This is a genomic window from Aeribacillus sp. FSL K6-8394 (assembly GCF_038008865.1).
Classification (GTDB): domain Bacteria; phylum Bacillota; class Bacilli; order Bacillales; family Aeribacillaceae; genus Aeribacillus; species Aeribacillus composti.
Window position 1 is genome coordinate 986551 of record NZ_JBBPAA010000001.1, and the last position, 19782, is coordinate 1006332.

17 protein-coding genes are annotated in these 19782 nt (G+C 38.7%); 2 read left to right on the forward strand and 15 right to left on the reverse strand.

Features of this window, described 5'->3' with window-relative positions; genetic code table 11:
• Positions 1-51: 51 nt before the first annotated feature.
• The 5 genes from NSR00_RS04560 to NSR00_RS04580 all read right to left on the reverse strand — a co-directional run bounded on the left by NSR00_RS04560 (position 52) and on the right by NSR00_RS04580 (position 4908).
• Entirely contained in the window at positions 52-1299 is a 1248-nt protein-coding gene (locus NSR00_RS04560) for a restriction endonuclease subunit S (protein WP_340787274.1), read from the reverse strand.
• Positions 1300-1600: 301 nt separating this feature from the next.
• On the reverse strand, positions 1601-2143 hold the full coding sequence (locus tag NSR00_RS04565) for a helix-turn-helix domain-containing protein (RefSeq protein ID WP_063387800.1): 543 nt from the start codon (positions 2141-2143) through the stop codon (positions 1601-1603).
• Positions 2140-3096 carry an alpha/beta hydrolase gene (locus NSR00_RS04570; protein ID WP_340787278.1) on the reverse strand — a complete coding sequence of 319 codons (957 nt, stop codon included), beginning with the start codon at positions 3094-3096 and terminating at the stop codon, positions 2140-2142. Before NSR00_RS04570 ends, NSR00_RS04565 begins: the two co-directional genes overlap by 4 nt.
• A gap of 295 nt (positions 3097-3391) precedes the next feature.
• The gene (locus tag NSR00_RS04575; protein ID WP_066251612.1) at positions 3392-3670 is read right to left on the reverse strand and encodes a YciI family protein; all 279 of its coding nucleotides are present in this window, start codon (positions 3668-3670) and stop codon (positions 3392-3394) included.
• 92 nt (positions 3671-3762) lie between these two features.
• A complete protein-coding gene (locus tag NSR00_RS04580; RefSeq protein ID WP_066251609.1) occupies positions 3763-4908 on the reverse strand; it encodes an AbrB family transcriptional regulator in 1146 nt (381 codons plus the stop codon).
• A 144-nt stretch (positions 4909-5052) separates the two neighbouring features.
• Between NSR00_RS04580 and NSR00_RS04585 the strand changes: the two genes are divergently transcribed.
• Complete coding sequence (locus NSR00_RS04585; RefSeq protein WP_063387795.1) at positions 5053-5925, forward strand: LysR family transcriptional regulator; 873 nt, start codon at positions 5053-5055, stop codon at positions 5923-5925.
• 620 nt (positions 5926-6545) lie between these two features.
• On the opposite strand, the gene NSR00_RS04590 is transcribed toward NSR00_RS04585, so the two are convergent.
• The 3 genes from NSR00_RS04590 to NSR00_RS04600 form a co-directional block, all read right to left on the reverse strand.
• Positions 6546-8006, reverse strand: coding sequence for an aldehyde dehydrogenase family protein (locus tag NSR00_RS04590; protein ID WP_340787281.1), 1461 nt, complete (start codon positions 8004-8006; stop codon positions 6546-6548).
• Positions 8007-8230: 224 nt separating this feature from the next.
• On the reverse strand, positions 8231-8902 hold the full coding sequence (locus NSR00_RS04595; RefSeq protein WP_066251597.1) for a response regulator transcription factor: 672 nt from the start codon (positions 8900-8902) through the stop codon (positions 8231-8233).
• 2 nt (positions 8903-8904) lie between these two features.
• Entirely contained in the window at positions 8905-10275 is a 1371-nt protein-coding gene (locus NSR00_RS04600) for a sensor histidine kinase (protein WP_327856336.1), read from the reverse strand.
• Between the two features lie 300 nt (positions 10276-10575).
• Between NSR00_RS04600 and NSR00_RS04605 the strand changes: the two genes are divergently transcribed.
• Positions 10576-11883: a cell wall-binding repeat-containing protein gene (locus tag NSR00_RS04605; protein ID WP_340787285.1), complete on the forward strand. Its 1308-nt coding sequence runs from the start codon at positions 10576-10578 to the stop codon at positions 11881-11883.
• A gap of 607 nt (positions 11884-12490) precedes the next feature.
• On the opposite strand, the gene NSR00_RS04610 is transcribed toward NSR00_RS04605, so the two are convergent.
• The 7 genes from NSR00_RS04610 to NSR00_RS04640 all read right to left on the reverse strand — a co-directional run bounded on the left by NSR00_RS04610 (position 12491) and on the right by NSR00_RS04640 (position 19546).
• Positions 12491-13318, reverse strand: a complete 828-nt coding sequence (locus NSR00_RS04610) for an energy-coupling factor ABC transporter ATP-binding protein (RefSeq protein ID WP_340787287.1) — start codon at positions 13316-13318, stop codon at positions 12491-12493.
• 100 nt (positions 13319-13418) lie between these two features.
• Positions 13419-13589: a hypothetical protein gene (locus tag NSR00_RS04615; RefSeq protein WP_340787289.1), complete on the reverse strand. Its 171-nt coding sequence runs from the start codon at positions 13587-13589 to the stop codon at positions 13419-13421.
• Between the two features lie 215 nt (positions 13590-13804).
• A complete protein-coding gene (locus NSR00_RS04620) occupies positions 13805-14779 on the reverse strand; it encodes a 2-hydroxyacid dehydrogenase (RefSeq protein WP_340787292.1) in 975 nt (324 codons plus the stop codon).
• Between the two features lie 30 nt (positions 14780-14809).
• A complete protein-coding gene (locus NSR00_RS04625) occupies positions 14810-15949 on the reverse strand; it encodes a glycerate kinase (protein ID WP_340787294.1) in 1140 nt (379 codons plus the stop codon).
• 256 nt (positions 15950-16205) lie between these two features.
• Positions 16206-17423 carry a benzoate/H(+) symporter BenE family transporter gene (locus tag NSR00_RS04630; RefSeq protein ID WP_340787296.1) on the reverse strand — a complete coding sequence of 406 codons (1218 nt, stop codon included), beginning with the start codon at positions 17421-17423 and terminating at the stop codon, positions 16206-16208.
• 547 nt (positions 17424-17970) lie between these two features.
• Positions 17971-18645 carry a GntR family transcriptional regulator gene (locus NSR00_RS04635; protein WP_340787298.1) on the reverse strand — a complete coding sequence of 225 codons (675 nt, stop codon included), beginning with the start codon at positions 18643-18645 and terminating at the stop codon, positions 17971-17973.
• A complete protein-coding gene (locus tag NSR00_RS04640) occupies positions 18635-19546 on the reverse strand; it encodes a hydroxymethylglutaryl-CoA lyase (protein ID WP_340787300.1) in 912 nt (303 codons plus the stop codon). The genes NSR00_RS04635 and NSR00_RS04640 overlap by 11 nt, the downstream gene beginning before the upstream one ends.
• Positions 19547-19782: the final 236 nt, after the last annotated feature.

Here is a 19782-nt window from a genome sequence, read left to right on the forward strand (position 1 = left end):
GTATTCCAAAAGGGGGGAACAATCCCCCTCTTTTGGAACTTATTTATCATTTTACAGCATGTTAGCAACATGCTTTTCAGCATCTAATACATCCATCTCCCCTGATAAAAGCCGGGGCAGCAAAGCGTTTTGCAATTTTTTGAGCCGGTCGTTTTCATTGGCATTTTGTATCATCATCGCATAATAATTGCTGGTGAAACGTATAAATTTTTTTAAAATATCATCCGGCGGAAGCACAATTTTCATTTTTTTTATCTCATCCGCGCTGACATTCGGCTGTGCAGATCCAGTAGACCGATCTAAAATTTTTTGGCGGAAATCCGGCAATCTAGTTATGGCATAGACAAATGGCAATGTGTTCATTTCGTGCACGCTAGAATAAAATTTGCCGACACGTTGATTTAATAATGCGGGTTCTTCAAAATAGTAAATGCCGCATTTCCCGATTTCAGCGCCTGTTAGCCCAATGAGCAGATCTCCTTGTGTAATTTTGAAACGATCTAATCGATGGAATAAAGATGGATCTACATATGCTGCATCTTCTTTGTTGATGAAAGGCGGGACAATATTTTTTATTTTTATTACAGGTATGCCTTCACATTTCCATTCCTTGCTTTTAAAAGCATATCCATTTTGTAATTCTATAACTTCACCTAATGTTCCTGCCTTCCATCCTTTCGGAATCATTCCCAATTCAGAAATTTCGAACCCTCTATCTTTAAAAGGCCCAAACTCTATGAACCAGTATTTGTAAAGTGTCATGATCGTTTCATCGATCGTTTTATTTATCTTGATATTCAGTTCAATTTTATCATCAATTGTTCCTAATATGTCCGCAATCTTCTCTTGCGTCCGCATGTCCGGCAGCAATACGAGCGCATTTTTAATAGAATCCATGCTGACAGCCGGATACGCAGCTCCCTGTTCCTGAGAAACTAAATAATCTGTAAAAGATTGATTGGAAATAAGGTAATACACATACCTCGGATGAATATGCTCCGTAGGCCGAAGAACCGCAAAACCGGTCGATACAACTTGATTTTCTTTCGGATTTTTTAAAAACAAAAAGGATCTTCGATTCGGACGGACGGTCGAAAGAATCGTATCGCCTGCTCGAACCAGCCTTTTTGCTCTGCTGGGCGCTTCATGAATCAAATATTGCGATGTCTCCCTCAGTTCGCCTGTTCCAACAGACGAAATATCGATGTAATCGATCATTTGAAAGGGAAATTGTTTCGTTAATGATTCAGGATTTATTTGAACAATCTCACCAAGCCGAACTTTCTTCCAGCTCGCCACATAAATTCCTCCACATGCATTAATTTTGAAACTTTATGGGGCAGTCTAATAAGTCGATTTTCCAGCTTATAGACGCCTCTTTAATGTTTTAGAAACGTTGATACGTTGATATATCAATGCTTATGATGTTTCGTTTTCAGTGGATTTTGACTTTCTGGACAGCCCCATGACAATTCCGAAGCAACAATCAGATCGCTTCCCCAATTTTTCTAGTTATAGCTCGTTCAGAACATAATCCTCCTGTTTTGATCCATATTGATTAGCTTTTCATTTCCAATCAAAGCGGATAAAAAAAACTGCACTATTTTAATTTTTCTTCTGCTTCCGGCATGATGATAGATGTAAAAATTCTTTTTTTTCGGTTATGAGCAGGCTGGTTTCCCATTAGCTTTTTCATCGCTCGGTTGACAGTTTCAGCAAATTGAAAAAACTCTTCGTCGCTTGCATAAAAGCGAACCTGCCGAAATCCCACCCCATCTTTTAGGAGATCGATTTGTTCTTGTCGTAAATATCTCTCATAATCCGCTAAAATATTGGCGATAAATCTCATAAATATGTTCAAATGTTCATCTCTGCTTATATGCTGCAAATCGCTGTCTTCGAGCCCAATCGTTTCATCCGGCAAGGCATAAACTTTTTCTATTGTTCCCCTTATCTTTCTTTTCTCAACGATTTCAATCAGCTTTGCTTCTTCAAGTTTTTTTAAATGTCTGTACAAGGATGCTTGCGGAACTTCCGGCAGAAACTCCATTATTTCCTGCACAGTCAAGCGTTTTCCGATCAATGTTTGAATGATCCGAATCCGTACCGGATGCAAGATTAAAGCAGCTTTTGATTCAATCATGAAAACACCTCATTGTACCGTTTGTTCAACCAATTTTTCAAATGGTCGAAAAGCTCTTCGTGAAGCGGTTGATCCGCATTTTTGATATAATTTTTTTTCATTTTCAACATATTAATCTCATCTTCTTGTTTTTTCAATAAATGATCCATATTTTGAATCATATAATATTCCAACTCCCCTTTCACTATAGCGGGGAGGCGGTTGAGCTTTTCCGGATCAGCTTGAACGTCCTTGTCACCGGTAATGGCCAAAACAGGGCATTCTATTTTTTTTAAATCTTCGAGCACATCGTATTGCAAATGCTCGCGAAACCATTTAGCATTTATTTTTTGAAAACCAACTTTGATCACATCTTGATCAGATTGCATGATTTTTTCAAAAAGGGCATTCGCCTTTTTTTCGTTTTTTTGCTCGATGTTAAACATGCGGATCATTTTTCCTTTTAAACCTGTTACATTGTTTAAAGCTTCATACACAAGCTTTCTCTGTCTCGTTAAAGCTTCTTCCAGCCGCTCCCCTGCCCCTGAGAGAAGAATGAGCCCATCCATTTTCTCCAAGGTGTTTAAAGCAACTGCCAATGTTGTTCCTTCACTGTGCCCCAAGGCAATGATCCGATTTTCATCAACAAGCGGATGTTGTTTTAAAAATTGTACAGCGCTAGCTGCATCCCGGACGAAATCCCACATTCCTGCAGATAAATAATCGCCGCCGCTTTCACCAACTCCCCTTTTATCATATCGCAACACGATAAATCCTAAAGAAGTAAGAAATGATGCCAATTGCTTATATATATTCAACTGGAATTTTCCTTTTGCATCATTGCCGTCGCGATTCAACGGACCAGAACCGGAAAGAATGAGAATAGCCGGCTTTTTTTGGCTGTTCTGTAACACGGATAACGTTCCTTTTAACTCATATCCGCAGCTTTGAAAGCTGATAAATTGTTCAATCATGTTAATTTCTCCTTTATTTATGTTATTATTATCATTATCGATAATAATAACAAATAAGTCAAGAAAATTCTGATGATTGTTTTTTGCATATAAATGTTATCAGAATTGTGCCTTCAGCCCACAGCATATTGAAAGCAGCCGGCATCTGCGAACTGTTTTTTTGAGAAAAATCGTAAACATACAAAAGCCCTTAGAGAAAAACAGCTCTTTTTCTCTAAGGGCTTTATTTTAGAGACTAACGGACAGCACCGATTCAAATGTTCTATCATTCTACAACGGCTTTCCTATCAAAATCTTAATTTGGGAGCACTGCGTCGCTGACCATTTCCCATTCGTGAATCTCATACCCTCTAGCGCCAGTCACAACATATGGATCTTCTTTCGCAAGCTTTTCGGCCTCTTCAAAAGAGCCGGCGCGATAAATCACCATACCGCCTGTGCCGTCGGTAAATCTGCCTTTTGCAAATATTTTTCCTTCTTTTCCTTTCTGCTCTAAATAATTCAAGTGATCATTCCGAAACGCTTTGCTTTTTTCTTCATCTTTCATCGGCAATAATACGACAAAATATTTCATCTCAACCACTCTTTCTATTAGATTCATCGCTTACCATTTTACTTGAAGCTGTCAGTCTTGAAAAGCTTCATGTCTTAAGTTCCTAATGTCAATCAAATATTTCTTGCTGCATGCGAATGTGCTCTATTGCGCAATCTTCTTTGATGGAGCAGTTTGATCAATGGAGGTACTGCGATGCATACTAACACAATGCGCAGTACTTGAACGACCACAACAAATGTTGAATCTTCATGAAGTACAGCGGCTGTTGTAGCCATCTCCGTAATACCGCCCGGCGCAAATGCAAGAACTGCTGTGACAAAGGTTATTCCAGTCAGCTTTGAAACAATAAAAGCGCAAATAAACAAGGAAAGAATTAAACCAATCGTGCTGAATAAAGCAACCGCCATTGTTTTCCCTAGCCCTGTAAACATCTTTTTATGAAATTTCGAGCCGATGCTTGCAGCGATGAAAACTTGCGCCGCTATGATCAAAATGTTCGGCCACCATGGAGTCAAGTTGTGGCCTGCAAATGATGAGCCGGCTGCTTGAATACTAGCAGCACCAAGCATTCCGCCAACGAGCCAAGGTGCAGGGAACTTCAGCCGCTTTCCAATGTAATACCCTGCCAATGCCCCTAGTGCCAATACTGCCGTCCAAATCATTTCGTCCATTTCCAAGCTAGGAAAAATGAACGCTGATTGGTTGTTCGAAACTTCAAGCTTCTCAGAATGGACCGCAAATGAAGAAACAAGAAACGGGATCACAAGCACTACTAAAAATACCCGCATCGTTTGTATAATGCTGACGACACCAATGTTGCCCCCGACTTCTTCTGCTATGCCTGGTATAACAGACAAGCCCCCGGGCACCGTTCCGAACAAACTAGTCAATAAATCTGTATGACTGAACTTCCACAAAACGAGTCCAGACAGCAGCGAGAAAACAATGGACAAGAGAAGCATTGTCATGATGGACATCCAATGATCTCTAAAAATATCTATAACTGTCAAATTGATTTTTTGCCCTAATTCAATCGCCAAAATAAATTGCCCAGCATTCATCCAAAATCGGGGCAAAACATACTTGTCATCGGACGATGTTGAATTGGTATGGCTCCAAAATGAAAAAGCCCCTGCCATCACCAATGTTCCGAGCATCCAGCCGATGGAAAGGCCTGTTAGAGATAAAAGCAATCCTCCAATACTGCTGAATAAAATAAACGAAACATTGCGCAAGAAACCTTTCGTTCGTATCATTTCAATCCTTCTTTCTAAACAAAATATCTTGCGGCATTCGAACTTGCTACAAACATATTGTATACTTTTTTTAGATATAAATAAAATATCAATAATCTATGCATGATTATAAAAATTATTGATGGAAAAAGAGAGGTGATGACGATGGATGATCGAGACTGGCTTATTTTGAAAGTTCTCTACAACGAAAAAAACATTACAAAAGCTGCAAAAAATTTATATATTTCTCAACCAGCTTTAACAAACCGGCTTCAGCAAATTGAAAAGGAATTCGGTGTACAGATTGTTCATCGAGGAAGGCGGGGAGTTGAATTTACCCCGCAAGGAGAATATTTAGCGAAATGTGCGAATCAAATGCTGCTGAAAATACAAAAAATAAAAGAAAATGTTGTGAACATGGAGAACCGAGTAACCGGCACATTAAGATTAGGGGTTTCCAATTACTTTACAGATTATAAACTTCCCGGTCTTTTAAAGCTTTTTAAAAACGAGTATCCCGACATTGAATTTAAGGTCCTGACAGGCTCGAGCAGCGAGATAGCCCATTTGATCCACAGCCACGAAGTCCATGTCGCTTTCGTAAAAGGAGCTTACAGCTGGAACGATCAAAAACGATTACTATTTGAGGAATCCATTTGTATTGCTTCTAAAGACAAAATAGATCTCCGGGAGCTTCCAAATTTGCCGAGAATTGATTACCGGACGGATCCCTTGCTAAAAACGGCAGTGGACAATTGGTGGTTTGAGAATTACTCCCAACCACCATTGATCAGCATCGAAGTCGATAAAGCAGATACGTGCAAAAAAATGGTGTTGAACGGATTAGGTTACGCTATTTTGCCAAGCTTGATTTTAGATGATGCCGACGATATTTATAAAATCGATCTGAAATCGAAAAATGGGAAGCCCATTTTAAGAAAAACTTGGATGTTTTATCACAAGGAATCAATCCAACTGAAATTTGTGAAAGCGTTTGTCGAGTTTATGGAAAAGCTCGATTTTCAAAAAATTCCATAAAATGCTATGACACTCGTATAACCTTTTTCCTTACATATGTTGCTTGGAAAAAGGTTTTTCAAAATTTCCGCAAACGTAATTACGTTTGAAACCGTTCATAATGAATAATAGATTCCTTCCGAACCATTTCTTTTGCGGGCGGTTCCTTTTCAGGATAACCTAAACAATGATAATTAAAATAATTGGAACAATACGCTAAAGCCGGATTGAAAGTGAAATCGGATAATAAGCAGCTAGTATTCACCCGTTATTATCCAATAGAGTATAAATGAAAATATTTAACGACAAGCTGGAAAGCTTCTTGAGTCGTAATCCATCGCTGCCTAAGATAACGAGACACACGCTTCATCGTTTTTTGAAGCCGGATTGAATATTAAAAAGATGCAGAAATAGTGACAGTAAAACTATCTATGCTCATATCACGAGATTAGAAAAGATCATCCTGCTCATTTCTAGATTTTTAAAAGTGCACAACATAAAAAACTTTCCCAAAAATCGCGGGAAAGAGTTTGGAAACGTCATGATTATTTGCCAAGCAAAAATGATACACAAATTCATTTTCAGTTAACCATTAACTGTTCGTTCAAAAATCCCTTATTGTTTGGCAGGTCGGGATGTTGTTAAAAAGGATATTTTCGATATTCTTTTTGAATCGAAATCCATTTTGTCATCGTAAATTCTTCTACCACCCAAGGATTTCCGAATCTACCCATTCCGCTCGACTTTGTTCCGCCAAACGGAATTGTCGGGCTGTCGTTGACTGTTTGATCATTGATATGAGTCATTCCGCTTTCAATTTGAAGTCCTAGTTGTTCACCTTCACTTAAATCCTCTGTAAAAATCGCAGAGCTTAAACCATATTCTGTATTATTCGCCATTTCAATGGCATGATCGTCTGATTCCGCTTTCATGATCGTAGCAATTGGTGAAAATAACTCAGTTTGGGCCAGTTTACTGTTGTTATCAACATCCACAAATACAGTCGGAGTTAAAATATTTCCGATTCGCTGCCCTTCCAATGCAATTTTCGCTCCTTCTTTTTTTGCTTCATCTATAATATTTAAAGCTTTTTCAATTTGTGTTTCGTTTATAAGCGGTCCAATAATTGTTTTCGGGTCAGACGGGTCTCCGTAAGGCAACGATTTGGCTTTTTCCACAAATTTTTGTACAAATTCATCATATTTATTTTTATGGACAATAATTCTGTTTACAATCATACAAATTTGACCTTGATGTATAAACTTTCCAAAAATAGCTGCATCAACAGCACGGTCTACATTAGCATCTGCCAGAACAATGAACGGGTTATTTCCGCCTAGTTCAAGGGCAACCCTTTTCAGCATGCTGCCGGCAATTTTTCCGATATGCTTGCCAACTGGCGTTGAACCAGTAAAGCTAATAAGCTGTGAATGCGGAGAAGTGAGCATGTCATCACCAATTTCATCAATATCCGTTAAAATACATTGAAAAACACCTTTTGGCAGTCCTGCATATTCAAATGCCCTCGCAATGATTGATCCTCCTGTCAAGGCTGTTTGAATATCAGGTTTATGAACGACACTGTTTCCAAGTGCAATAGCAGGAGCAATTGTCCGAATGGATAAATTCATCGGAAAATTAAAAGGCGAGATGGATGTTATAACTCCTAAAGGAAGACGATAAACACGATTCACTTTCCCCTTTATATCGGCTTCAATTTCCCTCACTTCATCTAATTTCTTGGCCATTTTCACAGCTTCTTCCACAAGCCCTACCGTCAAGTCAAGTTCAACGTTAGCCTTTATGAAGCTTCCGCCTGTTTCACGGGAGATCACCTTTATGATTTCGTCGCGATTTTTTTTGAAAAATTCCGCGGCTTTCCGCAGCACTTCTTCTCGCTCACAAGAAGACGTTTTTCCCCATTCTTTTTGAGCATCTTTTGCGTTTAAAAAAGCTTGTTCAAGTTGCTGTGTGGTCGCTAGCCGAATCGTTTGAATGACAGTTCCATCATAAGGATTCAAATTTTCATATGTTCTCTTACTTAATCCCTCGACCCATTCACCATTAATATAACTTTTGTTCAATTCCTCAAAGCGCTCCATATCGTTCCCCCTTTTACAATTTATTTATTTTAGTGTAGTTTTTTATAGTTCGCACAAAATTATTCTTGCTAAAGGCCGGAAAGCAAATGACAGATGAACTGTAAATTGGTTCCAAAAACAAAAAAAGAGCCGGACATAAGCTGGCTCTCATCTTCCTTTCAACAATATAAAAGATGCATACAATCCCGCTCAGCAGACATTAAAAACCTAATCTGCTAATATAGCTATTTCCCCCATTTATACCCTACTCCCCAAACAGTGTGAAGAAATTGATCGATTGGAAAACCGGCTTGTCTCAGTTTTTCGCGAATATTTTTTATATGAGAGTCGATGGTTCGCTCCTCAGTTTCAGCATCGTATCCCCATAAGGACACAATGATTTCTTCCCTGCTGAACGCTCTGTTCGGGTGCTTTAAAAGCAGCCCTAAAATATCGAATTCTTTCGGCGTTAATAATATGTCTTCGTTTTGAAAATGGACTTTATGTTCTTCTTGATCCCACACCAATCCTTGAACATCAATAATTGAACGCTTTCCTGCGGAACGACGCAGCACCGCTTCGATGCGAGCAAGCAGTTCAGCTTCGTCAAACGGTTTTGTTATATAGTCGTCCGCACCGAGTTTGAGGCCTTTAACAATGTCGAATGTTTGGTCTCTTGCTGTTACCATTATAATAGGAACGTTTGAAAATTCTCTTATTTTCCGGCAGGTTTCCCAGCCATCCATTTCCGCCATCATAATATCGAGCAGGACAAGTTCAGCTTTGTTGTTTTCTAAATATCGGATGGCTGATAGTCCTGATTCGCACTTGACGCAATGATATCCTTGAGGGGAAAGATAAAGCTCCAGCAAGTCCAACATTTTTCTTTCATCATCAACGAGCAAAATCGTGTACATCCTTATACCTCCGGCAGCGTGATAACAACGTTTGTTCCTTTTCCGTATTCACTGGCGGCGTAAACCGTTCCTCCGTGCGCTTCGACGATCTCCTTAACAATGGCCAATCCGAGACCAGTACCGCCGCTTGTTCTTGATCTTGATTTATCCACTCGGTAAAATCGTTCAAAAATATGATGCAAATCTTCCTCTGGAATTCCGATTCCATTGTCTGAAACAATGATCACTATGCTGTTTTTCTCCGCTCTTGCTTCAATCGATACAACTGAGCCTTTATCGGAATATTTTAAAGCATTGTCCAACAAATTGATCATCACCTGCTCAAATCGCTTTTGGTCAATTTGGACGGTAATGTTTTTTTCACATTTATAGATAAGTGACATGTTTTTCTCATGAAACGCAGGTAGCATTTTGTCATGTAATTTCTTTAAGAAATCACACAAGTTGGCCGGTTCCTTATGGATTTGAAATGAATGTTGATCCATCTTTGCTAATTCAAACAGTTCCTTTACAAGCTTTTGCATATTCTCCGCTTCTTCATAAATAATGGACAAATAGCGGTTCCTCTCCTCTTCTTTTAGATTCGGCCTTCTTGCGATATCTGCATACCCTTTTACATATGTAAGAGGGGTTCGGAGCTCATGAGAAATGCTGGCAAGAAATTCTTTTCTTTCTTTTTTTAAATATTCCAAATCTCTCGCCAATGTTTGAATCGCTTCCCCCAGCTCCGCCAATTCGTCCTCCCCTTTCACTTGCAAGCGAACAGAAAAATCGCCTTTGCTCAATTTTTCAGTTGCCTGTTTCATACGAATAAGGGGATTTGTTATCACTTTTGATAAAAAAGCGATCGTCAAAATGGTTAAAAATACCGAAAGAAATCCAACCAAAACGAAATGATGCTTTAACTTATAGATCATTTTTTGAATAGCATCGGTATTTTGAAACATATAGACATACCCTTTGATCTTGCCGTCAATACGTATCGGGCTTACTGTCGCTATATGCGACTCTTTTTGCCAATTTCTTTGCACGATTATTCCGTCATGCGGAATCGTTCTGTCCATTGTATTTACAATTTTTTTGGCAAAAGGCAATATGTCATCGGAATAATACAATATATCGCCTTTCTCATTTGTAATCACTACATCCGTCACCGCTTCCGATTCCATCATCGTCACATGCTCCAGCGTGGAATGGTCAAAGTTTTTTTCCAGCACATCGCGATGGTTATTTCCTCTCGCCAATAGATGCTCAAACTCCTCCTCAATTCTTGAATTGACCAAAGTTATGTACAATGAGACAAATAAAATGATTTCGACTCCCAAAACAAACACGAAAAATAGCAGTCCTAATTTAAACGAAATTTTTTTCACTTTTTGTCCCTTCCTTATCAGCCAACTAGCTTCCTCTTCAAAAAGGAAAGCTCTTCGCCGCCTTTAACCGAACGTTCTGTTCTCATTTTTTCATTATATCATTTTCATCCAACGCTTATCTGTTCTCCCCCGTCCGAACTTTAAAACAGCGAGCGGATGCCAAATGCGGGCACACCTTTTGGCGAGTAAATAATTTTCGCATAAAAAAATTTACAGGATCAAAAATGGACCGTCTCCATCATTTTTGCACATTTTTTTGTTAAAACAGATGCAAAGAAAATGTTAGGAGGAGGAATTAGAATGAAAAAAAATAGTAAGCTGCTGATTTTTCTTACCGTTTTAACAGCTTTCATGCTCTTTTCTGCATCATGTTCCAACGGAAGCAGCAACGGCCATACAGGAGAACATACAGAAGGCATGAATCATGAAAAAATGGACCACAAAAATATGAATGATCATGCCAAACATAACGGAAAAGACAGTCAGAGCACAAAAAATCAAGACTTTTCCAAAGCGCCCGCACAATTTAATCCTAATGCTGAAGAAAGCTTAATTGTTCAAAACACGAAAAATATAACGAGAATTCCTGTTGCCGATCCAATTCGTGCATCCATTTACGTATCCCAAACCATTTGGCCTGCCACACATAAAGAAAATCAACCCGGAGCCGTTATTCTGTCGCCTGTTGGTCAATGGCAAACAACATTAGCCGGAGCTGACTTAATCCATCATCCAAATAACGGCCCGATCTTACTGATTCATCAAGATAACATTCCCGATAAAGTGTTGAGTGAAATCAAACGGTTAAATCCGACTGGGAACCGGAACGGCACTCAAATTGTTGTGTTAGGAGATGTTTCAAACAATGTCATCAACCAGTTGTCAGGTTATAAAATAGAACAGATCAAAGGAAAAAATCCCGCAGAATTCGCAAGAAATGTCGATCAAGCTTATGCAGAAGTATCCGAAGGCTATCCAGAAAGCGTGATCATCGTTTCTTCAGAGGATCAACATAAACTATATTCCATACCAGCCGTTAATTGGATTTCCCATATGCCTGAGCCTATACTGTTTGCTGCTGAACACGAGCTTCCTAAAGAAACGAAAGATGCGCTTAAGAAACGGAACAAGAAAGCAAACATTTATATTTTAGGACCAGAGAAGGTTATTTCTAAAGATGTAGAAAATCAATTGAAAGAATACGGGACTGTTCATCGAATAGCTGGAAATGACCCTGTAACCACTTCGATTGAATTTGCCAAATTTAAAGATAAAGACACTCAATTCGGATGGGGTATAACGGAACCGGGCCATGGTGTTTCTTTTATTTCAACAGATTCACCAGAGCTTGCTTTAGCTGCCGCGCCGTTTTCACATCTCGGCAAACATGCACCGATGATTTGGTTAAACAAAGGACAGCTTCAACAAGAAACATATGATTTCTTGGCAAGCATCAAGCCAACCTTTCAAGATGACCCGACAACAGGTCCTTACAATCATGGTTTTATCATCGGAGATCAAAAACAAATTTCCTTTCAAACACAAGGAATTCTAGATGACAAGCTTGAAATTGCTCAGGTAGACGGACACGGGCATGGAGGGCATTAAGGAAAACCGGGCGTGAAAATTGAACGCCCGGTTTTCCTTAACTTTTTAAAGTAAATAAACAGCTTCATATGGTAAGTGTGAAAGGTCGCTTCCATTTAGCTTCCTGCTGTTTGAGGAGTTTTATATTCTTTCTGCCCCCCGAGGACAAAGTCAATTTTTTTCATTTTCCAAAATAACAAAAAGTGCAAAACTAAGAATCGTACAAGCCACATCATCTGTTTTAAATTGTATATTTCCCTATTTATTGAAAACATTGAGTATTCTTCATGATGAATAAACTGGCGTTTTCAATTAACTAAAAATGTTTGAAAATGGCGGATTAACAAGAGATAAATTTGTGTATCGGTTTCTTTCCTTTTTATGCTGCGAGAACAGCAAAGGGTTGATTGCCAGTTCAAATGTATACGGAATTTCTATAAACCTTTAACTGATGTATTTGTGCTCGCCTTATTATTTCTAATCAATTTAGCAAGAAAGCTTTAGGCTTCTCCCGATAAGTAAATTACGCTTTAAATTTTTTTAAACTGATTTCCTTCCCGTTCTGTTACATTAAACCTGAAGACCGAATATTTTACAAAGAAAATGCAGGAGTGGTCCTGTCTGTTACCTAATTCAAAATAGGAATTTGCATATAAGAAGGAGAGATTTTGAAATTGCTGCTTGCATCTTTAATCTTTTCAAACAATTCTTCTTTGCTTTTCGGCATCGATTCATTTGAAGGAAAAATTTTCGCTTGTACAAGAGTTTGGAAGGTTTCCATAACCCACGGTTTCTCTAAATGGGCTTTTCTTATTAATTTATCCTGTTCGAATACTGTGGCCGGATCTCCATAACAAAGGATTTCCCCGTCATTCATGACGATAAGCTCATCAGCCCACTCGAAAGCAAGATTCACATCATGGGTGGATAAAATAATAGTTTTTCCCTGTTTTTGTATGTGATCTAATACTTTCATGATTTGTTTCGAGTAATAAGAATCGAGACCGGCTGTCGGCTCATCAAGAATCATGATGTCAGGATCCATCGCAAGGACCCCTGCTAAAGCGACACGCTTTTTTTGCCCTAGACTTAAAAAATGGGTAGGTTTATCTTTCAATCTTGTCGTCTCTGTCTGTTCCATGGCCCACTCTACTTTACGTAAGACTTCTTCCTTTGATAAACCCAAGTTTTGCGGACCAAAAGAAATATCTTGGATGACACTGGCAGAAAACAATTGAGAATCCGGGTCTTGAAAAACGATTCCCACCTGCTTGCGCAGCGAAAGCAGCGATTTTCGATCATACGCCACTTCTTTTCCTTTAAAACGAATCGCTCCATTTGTTGGCCGCAGAATTCCGTTTAAATGTAACAGCAGCTCTAATTTTTCCTTCACAAACTGACGAATGACACTTTCCAGTTGATTTGCCCAGTCGACATTCGGTATACTTTTAGACATAGGTAGGGTTCTCCTTTCTCTAAGATTTTTGGTCCAATCAGAGAATACCCTACCTTTTTTCTTTTGTTCTAGCAAAATGCTTTACACAAAATTTTATACATCATCCATCCCAGATAGCATTTTCGGTTGCATTGGGCATATAAACAACTTGGATGTTAAAAACATAGGCCAAATGTTCAATCGTTAGGTCAGAAGGATTTAAAATGCCATTTGTCATCAGTAATTTTTCTATTTTCTTTTCAAATTCGGTTTTATAGTACAAATGGACCATTTAGCAACCTCCTCGTCTAGGTATATAGGAACATGTGTTTGATCCTATTATACCAAAAAATGCCTATGTGTCTAGGACATAGGCATTCACATAGATATATCAGATATTTATCATTTAAAAAATACTGACATAACAGGTATTAATCTTATTCATTCCGCCTCTACGACGTTTTTCCTACATTGAATGTCTTGCAAGTTGACGAGGGCAACTTTCAATCAATAAATACCAGGATTGACTAAATTATTGGGGGTTTTCCCTTGTAATCCTTGTATAAGGTTTTCAGCAGCTATATTTGCCATTCTCAATCTTGTTTTTTTGCTTGCACTTCCTATATGAGGAAGAGCAACCACATTAGGCAATGTTAATAGCGGATGGTCAACAGGAACTGGCTCTTTTTCAAATACATCCAAACCTGCTCCCCATATCTCTCCTTTTTTTAATGCTTGAAATAATGCTTCTTCATCCACGATGCCACCCCTAGCTGTATTAATCAATACCGCTGTCTTTTTCATCAATTTTAACTCCTTTTCACCAATGAGGTTGCGCGTTTCTGGAGTATAAGGAGTTAAAATACATACAAAATCGGATGTCTGCAATAACTCGGGTAAATCGGCATATTCAACACCTAAAGATTGTTCAGCCTTAGGCTTTCGATTCCTATTGTAATAGAGTACTTTCATATCAAAACCTTTAGCACGTCTAGCCACAGCTTCGCCAATTCTCCCCATTCCTATGATACCAAGCGTAGCTCCAAACACATCTTGTCCTATCAATTGCATTGGTGACCATGTTTTCCACTTTCCTTGGCGAAGATATTCTGACGCTTCAATTAAACGCCTTGCAGTAGCCAACAGTAATGCAAAAGTGAGATCTGCAGTAGTTTCAGTCAGTACACCAGGAGTATTCGTAACCATTATTTTTCTTTGAGTAGCAGCTTCTACATCTATGTTATTATACCCTACAGCCATATTAGATATGATTTTCAAGTTCTTTGCTTTATCCAATAACGATTTATCAATTGTTTCAGTCAATAAACAAAATAACCCATCAACCTCCTGAATCTGTGATTCTAACACATTACGAGGAACAGGAATTTCCTCCTCTTCCCACATTGATACATCACAAACCTCTTTAATCTTCTCAATAATTTCTATAGGAAGTTTACGAGTAACGAATACCTTTGGTTTCATACTTTCACTCCTTGTAATTTTATGTAATAATTATTTATAAAAATATCTACTGATTAATCGCATTATTTGCTCCGTTCTGGCAACGATTAAATCACTTGCGTACTGCTGTGCGTCTAATAAGGTACATGGTCCATCAACAATTGAAAAAGCAGCTGTTATTCCAAGCTCATCTAATATTTCGCCATCTAACTTTACTGTGCCACACAATGCAATTACAGGAATTTGTAACTTTTTTGCTAATCTAGATACACCTACTATTACTTTTCCTGATAAAGTTTGCTGATCTAACTTGCCTTCCCCGGTAATAACTAGATCTCCTTCCTGTAATTTTTGACTAAATTGAATTTTTTCCATTACAATATCAATTCCTGATCTTAAAGTAGCATTAAAGAAAGCAATAAAAGTAGCTCCCATACCGCCAGCTGCTCCAGCCCCTGGAATATTTCGAACATCAATTCCTTTTTGCTGATAAATTACTTTAGCTAGATTACTCAATCCTTTATCTAAAATTTTAATCATTTCGGATGTTGCGCCCTTTTGAGGACCATAAACCATCGAAGCGCCCTGTGGTCCACATAAAGGATTTGTTACATCACTAGCAATAATAAATGATGATTCTTTGATTCGAGGATCGAAGGTAGAATCATCGTAATAGGCCAAATTAGTTAAGTATCCACCACCTTCATTAAGGAGCTGTCCTGATTCATCATAAAACTTAATCCCTAATGCTTTGAGCATTCCCATACCACCGTCATTTGTTGCACTTCCACCCAAACCAATGATAAATTTACGATAACCTTTATTCAAAGCATGTTTAATTAATTGTCCAGTTCCATAACTTGAAGTATATAGTGGGTTTCTCTCGTGGTCTTTCAACAGTGTTAAACCCGAAGCTTGAGCCGTTTCAATCACTACTGTCTCTCGATCTCCAAGAACTCCATATTCTGCATCTATAATACGTCCGAGTGGATCTTTCACTTTCACGCTTATTTTCTGACCTTTTGTGGAACAAACTAAATTTTCCATTGTACCCTCACCGCCATCAGCCATAGGCAATTCAATAACTTGTGCATCCTTAATAACTCGATATATCCCTTTTTTGATAGCCCAACATACTTGTGATGCGGAGAGAGAACCTTTAAAGGAATCAGGAGCAACTATAATCTTCATTATTATCAATCCTCCATGTTTACAACAGGTGAACCTAATATTCTGTTACATACACTCGGTCTACACTAAGTTCTGTATCGAATCACCCCAACACAATTCAACTTTATTTCTAACAATAATCCATCTCCCTCTTCACTTTGTGTAGAGGTAAGTGACTTTTTTCGGAGGTAAATAAATAATTCTAGTAACCTTTCCCATTTATGATTCTGGAATTTTCCTGATAAATATACTTTGGGTTCCATCATGTTGTCAGAACTTATTTTTTCATAATTCCAGTAACGGCTGCCCCACACAGAATTGCCCATACGGGTGCACTGATTTGCAAGAAAGAGATATTCGACAAAGCTACTACAAATGCCGTCAACGAACCTATATTATATTGGTCTCCAGAAAATGCCTCTTTCAAATTTGATAGGAGTACACTGATGAGGGCAAACCCGGCCAACATGGAAATCAGCGCTTGGGGCAAAGATTGAATAAATGGAACCACTTTCCAAGCTAGGGTCCCGAAGACCAACGTTACGCCCCCTGACATTACGGCTGCCATGTAGCGACTTGACTTTGGCCCAGCATCTGATCCTGAGCAAATGGCAGACGCCATGCCGGCAACATTGGCGCATTGTCCTCCAAGGAAACTGGTCACCATCGAAAAAACCCCACTAGTCGCAACAAGCCTACGAACAGGAGGATGATAACCCGCGCTCTTTAAAGCACCGATTCCTGGCGCTACATCATTACTTAATATCAACAATGACAAAGGAATAGCTACGCTTAGCAGTGCAGTCAGAGAAAATTCAGGTTTCTGAATCGTCGGAAGAAAAGACGACAAATATGTTTCAGCTAGATCCAATTTTTGCGTAATCAAGGTGGTGAAGATAGCCACAACCACGGCTCCCAATGCTGGCGGTATGCGTTTTGAGTATTTCATGAGAGCAAAATAGCTGAATAGCGAAATACCTCCGACTATTGGCAATTCCTGCAATGAAAGGACAAGCCTAACCACATAACCGGCAACTAAACCTGCCAGCATTGCGGAAATGACTTCCCTCGGAACCCATTTCATTATCCTATTGAAAATACCCGATATGCCAATCAAAAAAATAAAGAGGCCTGATAGAAAATATCCTCCGATTAATTGGGAATAAGGTATATAAGCAGTAATCGTAGACAAAAAAGCAACACCCATTAACGAATGGCCACCTACAATTGGCTTGCGATGCCAAAGGGACATGAGAATACCGTACAATCCGCCAAAAAAGTAAACTGCAAACATCCAATTGATAGCTTGTTGATCCGTAAAGTTTCCGTTGGCTGCGGCCTCTAAAAGAACTATAGCTGGACCAGTTACGATTAGAGTAGCAGAAATCAATCCGCTCGAGGCATTCTGTATGTTAATATCTGAAATAACCCTAGAGATCTTGTTTCTAACTGGGGACTTCCTGATGGATTGTTTATGATTCGGGGGCAAATCCATCTAGCCTTCCTCCTTCAAGTAATTAGCACATATTCTTTTGAATAGCTATTATTTGATTAAACACCCCAGTAAGACCAAATTTGATATGCTCTTTTTTTACGCTGGAAATACCGCACATAAGTTGCTTTAAAAACACTCATGTTCGTTCACTCTATTTAAAAGATGGAGGTCAGGCTTCCTTAATATATGGAATTTGTGCCCTCATTGAGGAAATGTATCCAGGATGACAAACAACATTGTGTTGAATCTATTGATTTTACATGTATTACTCATTTTTTTAACTTATTCTCCCAGTGCGTTATGGAATCTTAACTTTATATTGTGCAAGGTATCTTGAGTAGCGAAGAGAAGTGTCATACTGCTAGTTTAATCCAATCATCTCCAAGGATATCCTGGATTTGCAAGGAAATCCCTCAAATGGAACACCTATTGAGAAGTTTCCTGCAATCATCACCGCCCCCATCTGTTTTCAGCTTCATAAGTTTCACTTATTTTATGTCATACTGCAATTACCTATAGGCTGCTGTTTAATATCATGGTCTTGAATTTAAAAAGATTGCTTATAAAACTTTATGGCTTTCGCATCGTCCAATATATGTTTTCTCATCAGTTTTTCAGCTAGCTCTGGATCCCTATCCTTTATAGCCTTGAAAATATTCCCGTGTTCTTCCAAAAAGGTAGGCCGAAATTTGTGGGAACTTTCGAATGAACGATAGGCAAGCACCAGCGATCTAATTTGTGAGATTAATTGAATTAAAATGGGATTTTCGCTGGACTTTACAATCGTGTCATGAAATTGGGTGTTTTTTTCAAAGACTTTACTGATTTGATCTTCCTCATGATATTTTCCAGCCAGATAAAGACATTCTTCCAGTTCTAAAAGAGTCTCTTCATCGATTCTCTCAGCGGCTAACCTTGCTGCTAAACCTTCCAAGACGGAATTACATTGAAACAGAGCGTCCAGTGACTCTTCGTTAAAATCGGTCACTTCCAGTCCATGAGGTAAACGGGAGACAACCAGCCCTTCCATTTCCAAAGTTCGTAGCGCTTCTCGAACAGGCGTTCTACTCACATTTAACATTTTGGCTATTTTTGAAGTATTTAACTTCTCCCCATGCGGGAAAACACCCTTTAAAATCTGCTCCTTAAGAGTCTTATATACGTGTTCATATAAACTTTCCCGTTTTCCCGTATTTTTCAGGGTCAATTGACTAACCTCCATTCCGTTTCCGAGCTCGACTCACTTTCCAAATGTGGCTATCCAGTTCCTTATCCAAAAAATTTTGCAGTAGATTGGACGTTTCCAGAAGTTTTTTCATGTTGATACCCGTTTTGATATTCATTTCAATCAACAAGCTTACTACATCTTCTGTTGATATATTTCCGGTCGCCCCCGGTGCATAGGGACACCCACCCAGTCCACCAATACTGCTGTCAAAAGATTTTACCCCGGCTTGAATACCCGCCAAAACATTGGCGAGACCTCGACCGTACGTGTCATGAAAATGTAACTCAAATTCTATATTTGGGAAGTCATTTATTAATTTTTTCATCCAGTTATAGACTTGTTTCGGATTAGCAATACCAATTGTATCACATAGCACAATTCGCTTAAATCCGATTTGATACAATTCACTAACCAAGCTCTCAATTTTTTCCAGCCCAGGATTTCCTTCGAACGGACAACCAAATACTGTGGACACGGAAGCTCGGAATTTTAAACGGTCTTTTTTAGCCTGCTCCACTAAAGGAGCCAATTGTTTAAGGGATTCTTTTGTGGTGGTGTTCAAATTTTTTTTGCTATGGGAATCTGTTGCAGAAAGCACGAAAGAAATCCCATCAACACCACTCTGAATCGCCCTTTCGTATCCTCTCTCATTTGGAACTAAAGCAAAAAATGTGGCAGGAAGATCCCTTATGCCTGCCATTACCTTCTCTGCATCAGCTAAATTAGGGATCCATTTAGGATGTACAAAGGAAGTAGCTTCTATCTCTTTAAATCCACTTTCTACCAGTTGATTAATGAGCCTGATTTTTTTATCGGTATCCAGAAACATAGGTTCATTCTGCAAACCATCCCGTGGCCCAATCTCAACAATGTTAACTTCTTCTGGCAATTTCATACGTAGTACTCCTCCTTTTTATTCTGTTATCTCTAGACTGCCGGAAAAGTATACTAGCTAAGGTTTTCAAATTAAGAAGTTTGCTCTTGGTTACCTCAACAAATATTTTTTATTAGTTGAAATGAAACTCAACTAAATCCACTTATTAAAGTTCTCTTCCGCTAAGGTTATTTGTCATAGCAATTTAACACTAATCTCTGCTTTAATAATTGCTATTGATAAATTTTTAATCTATT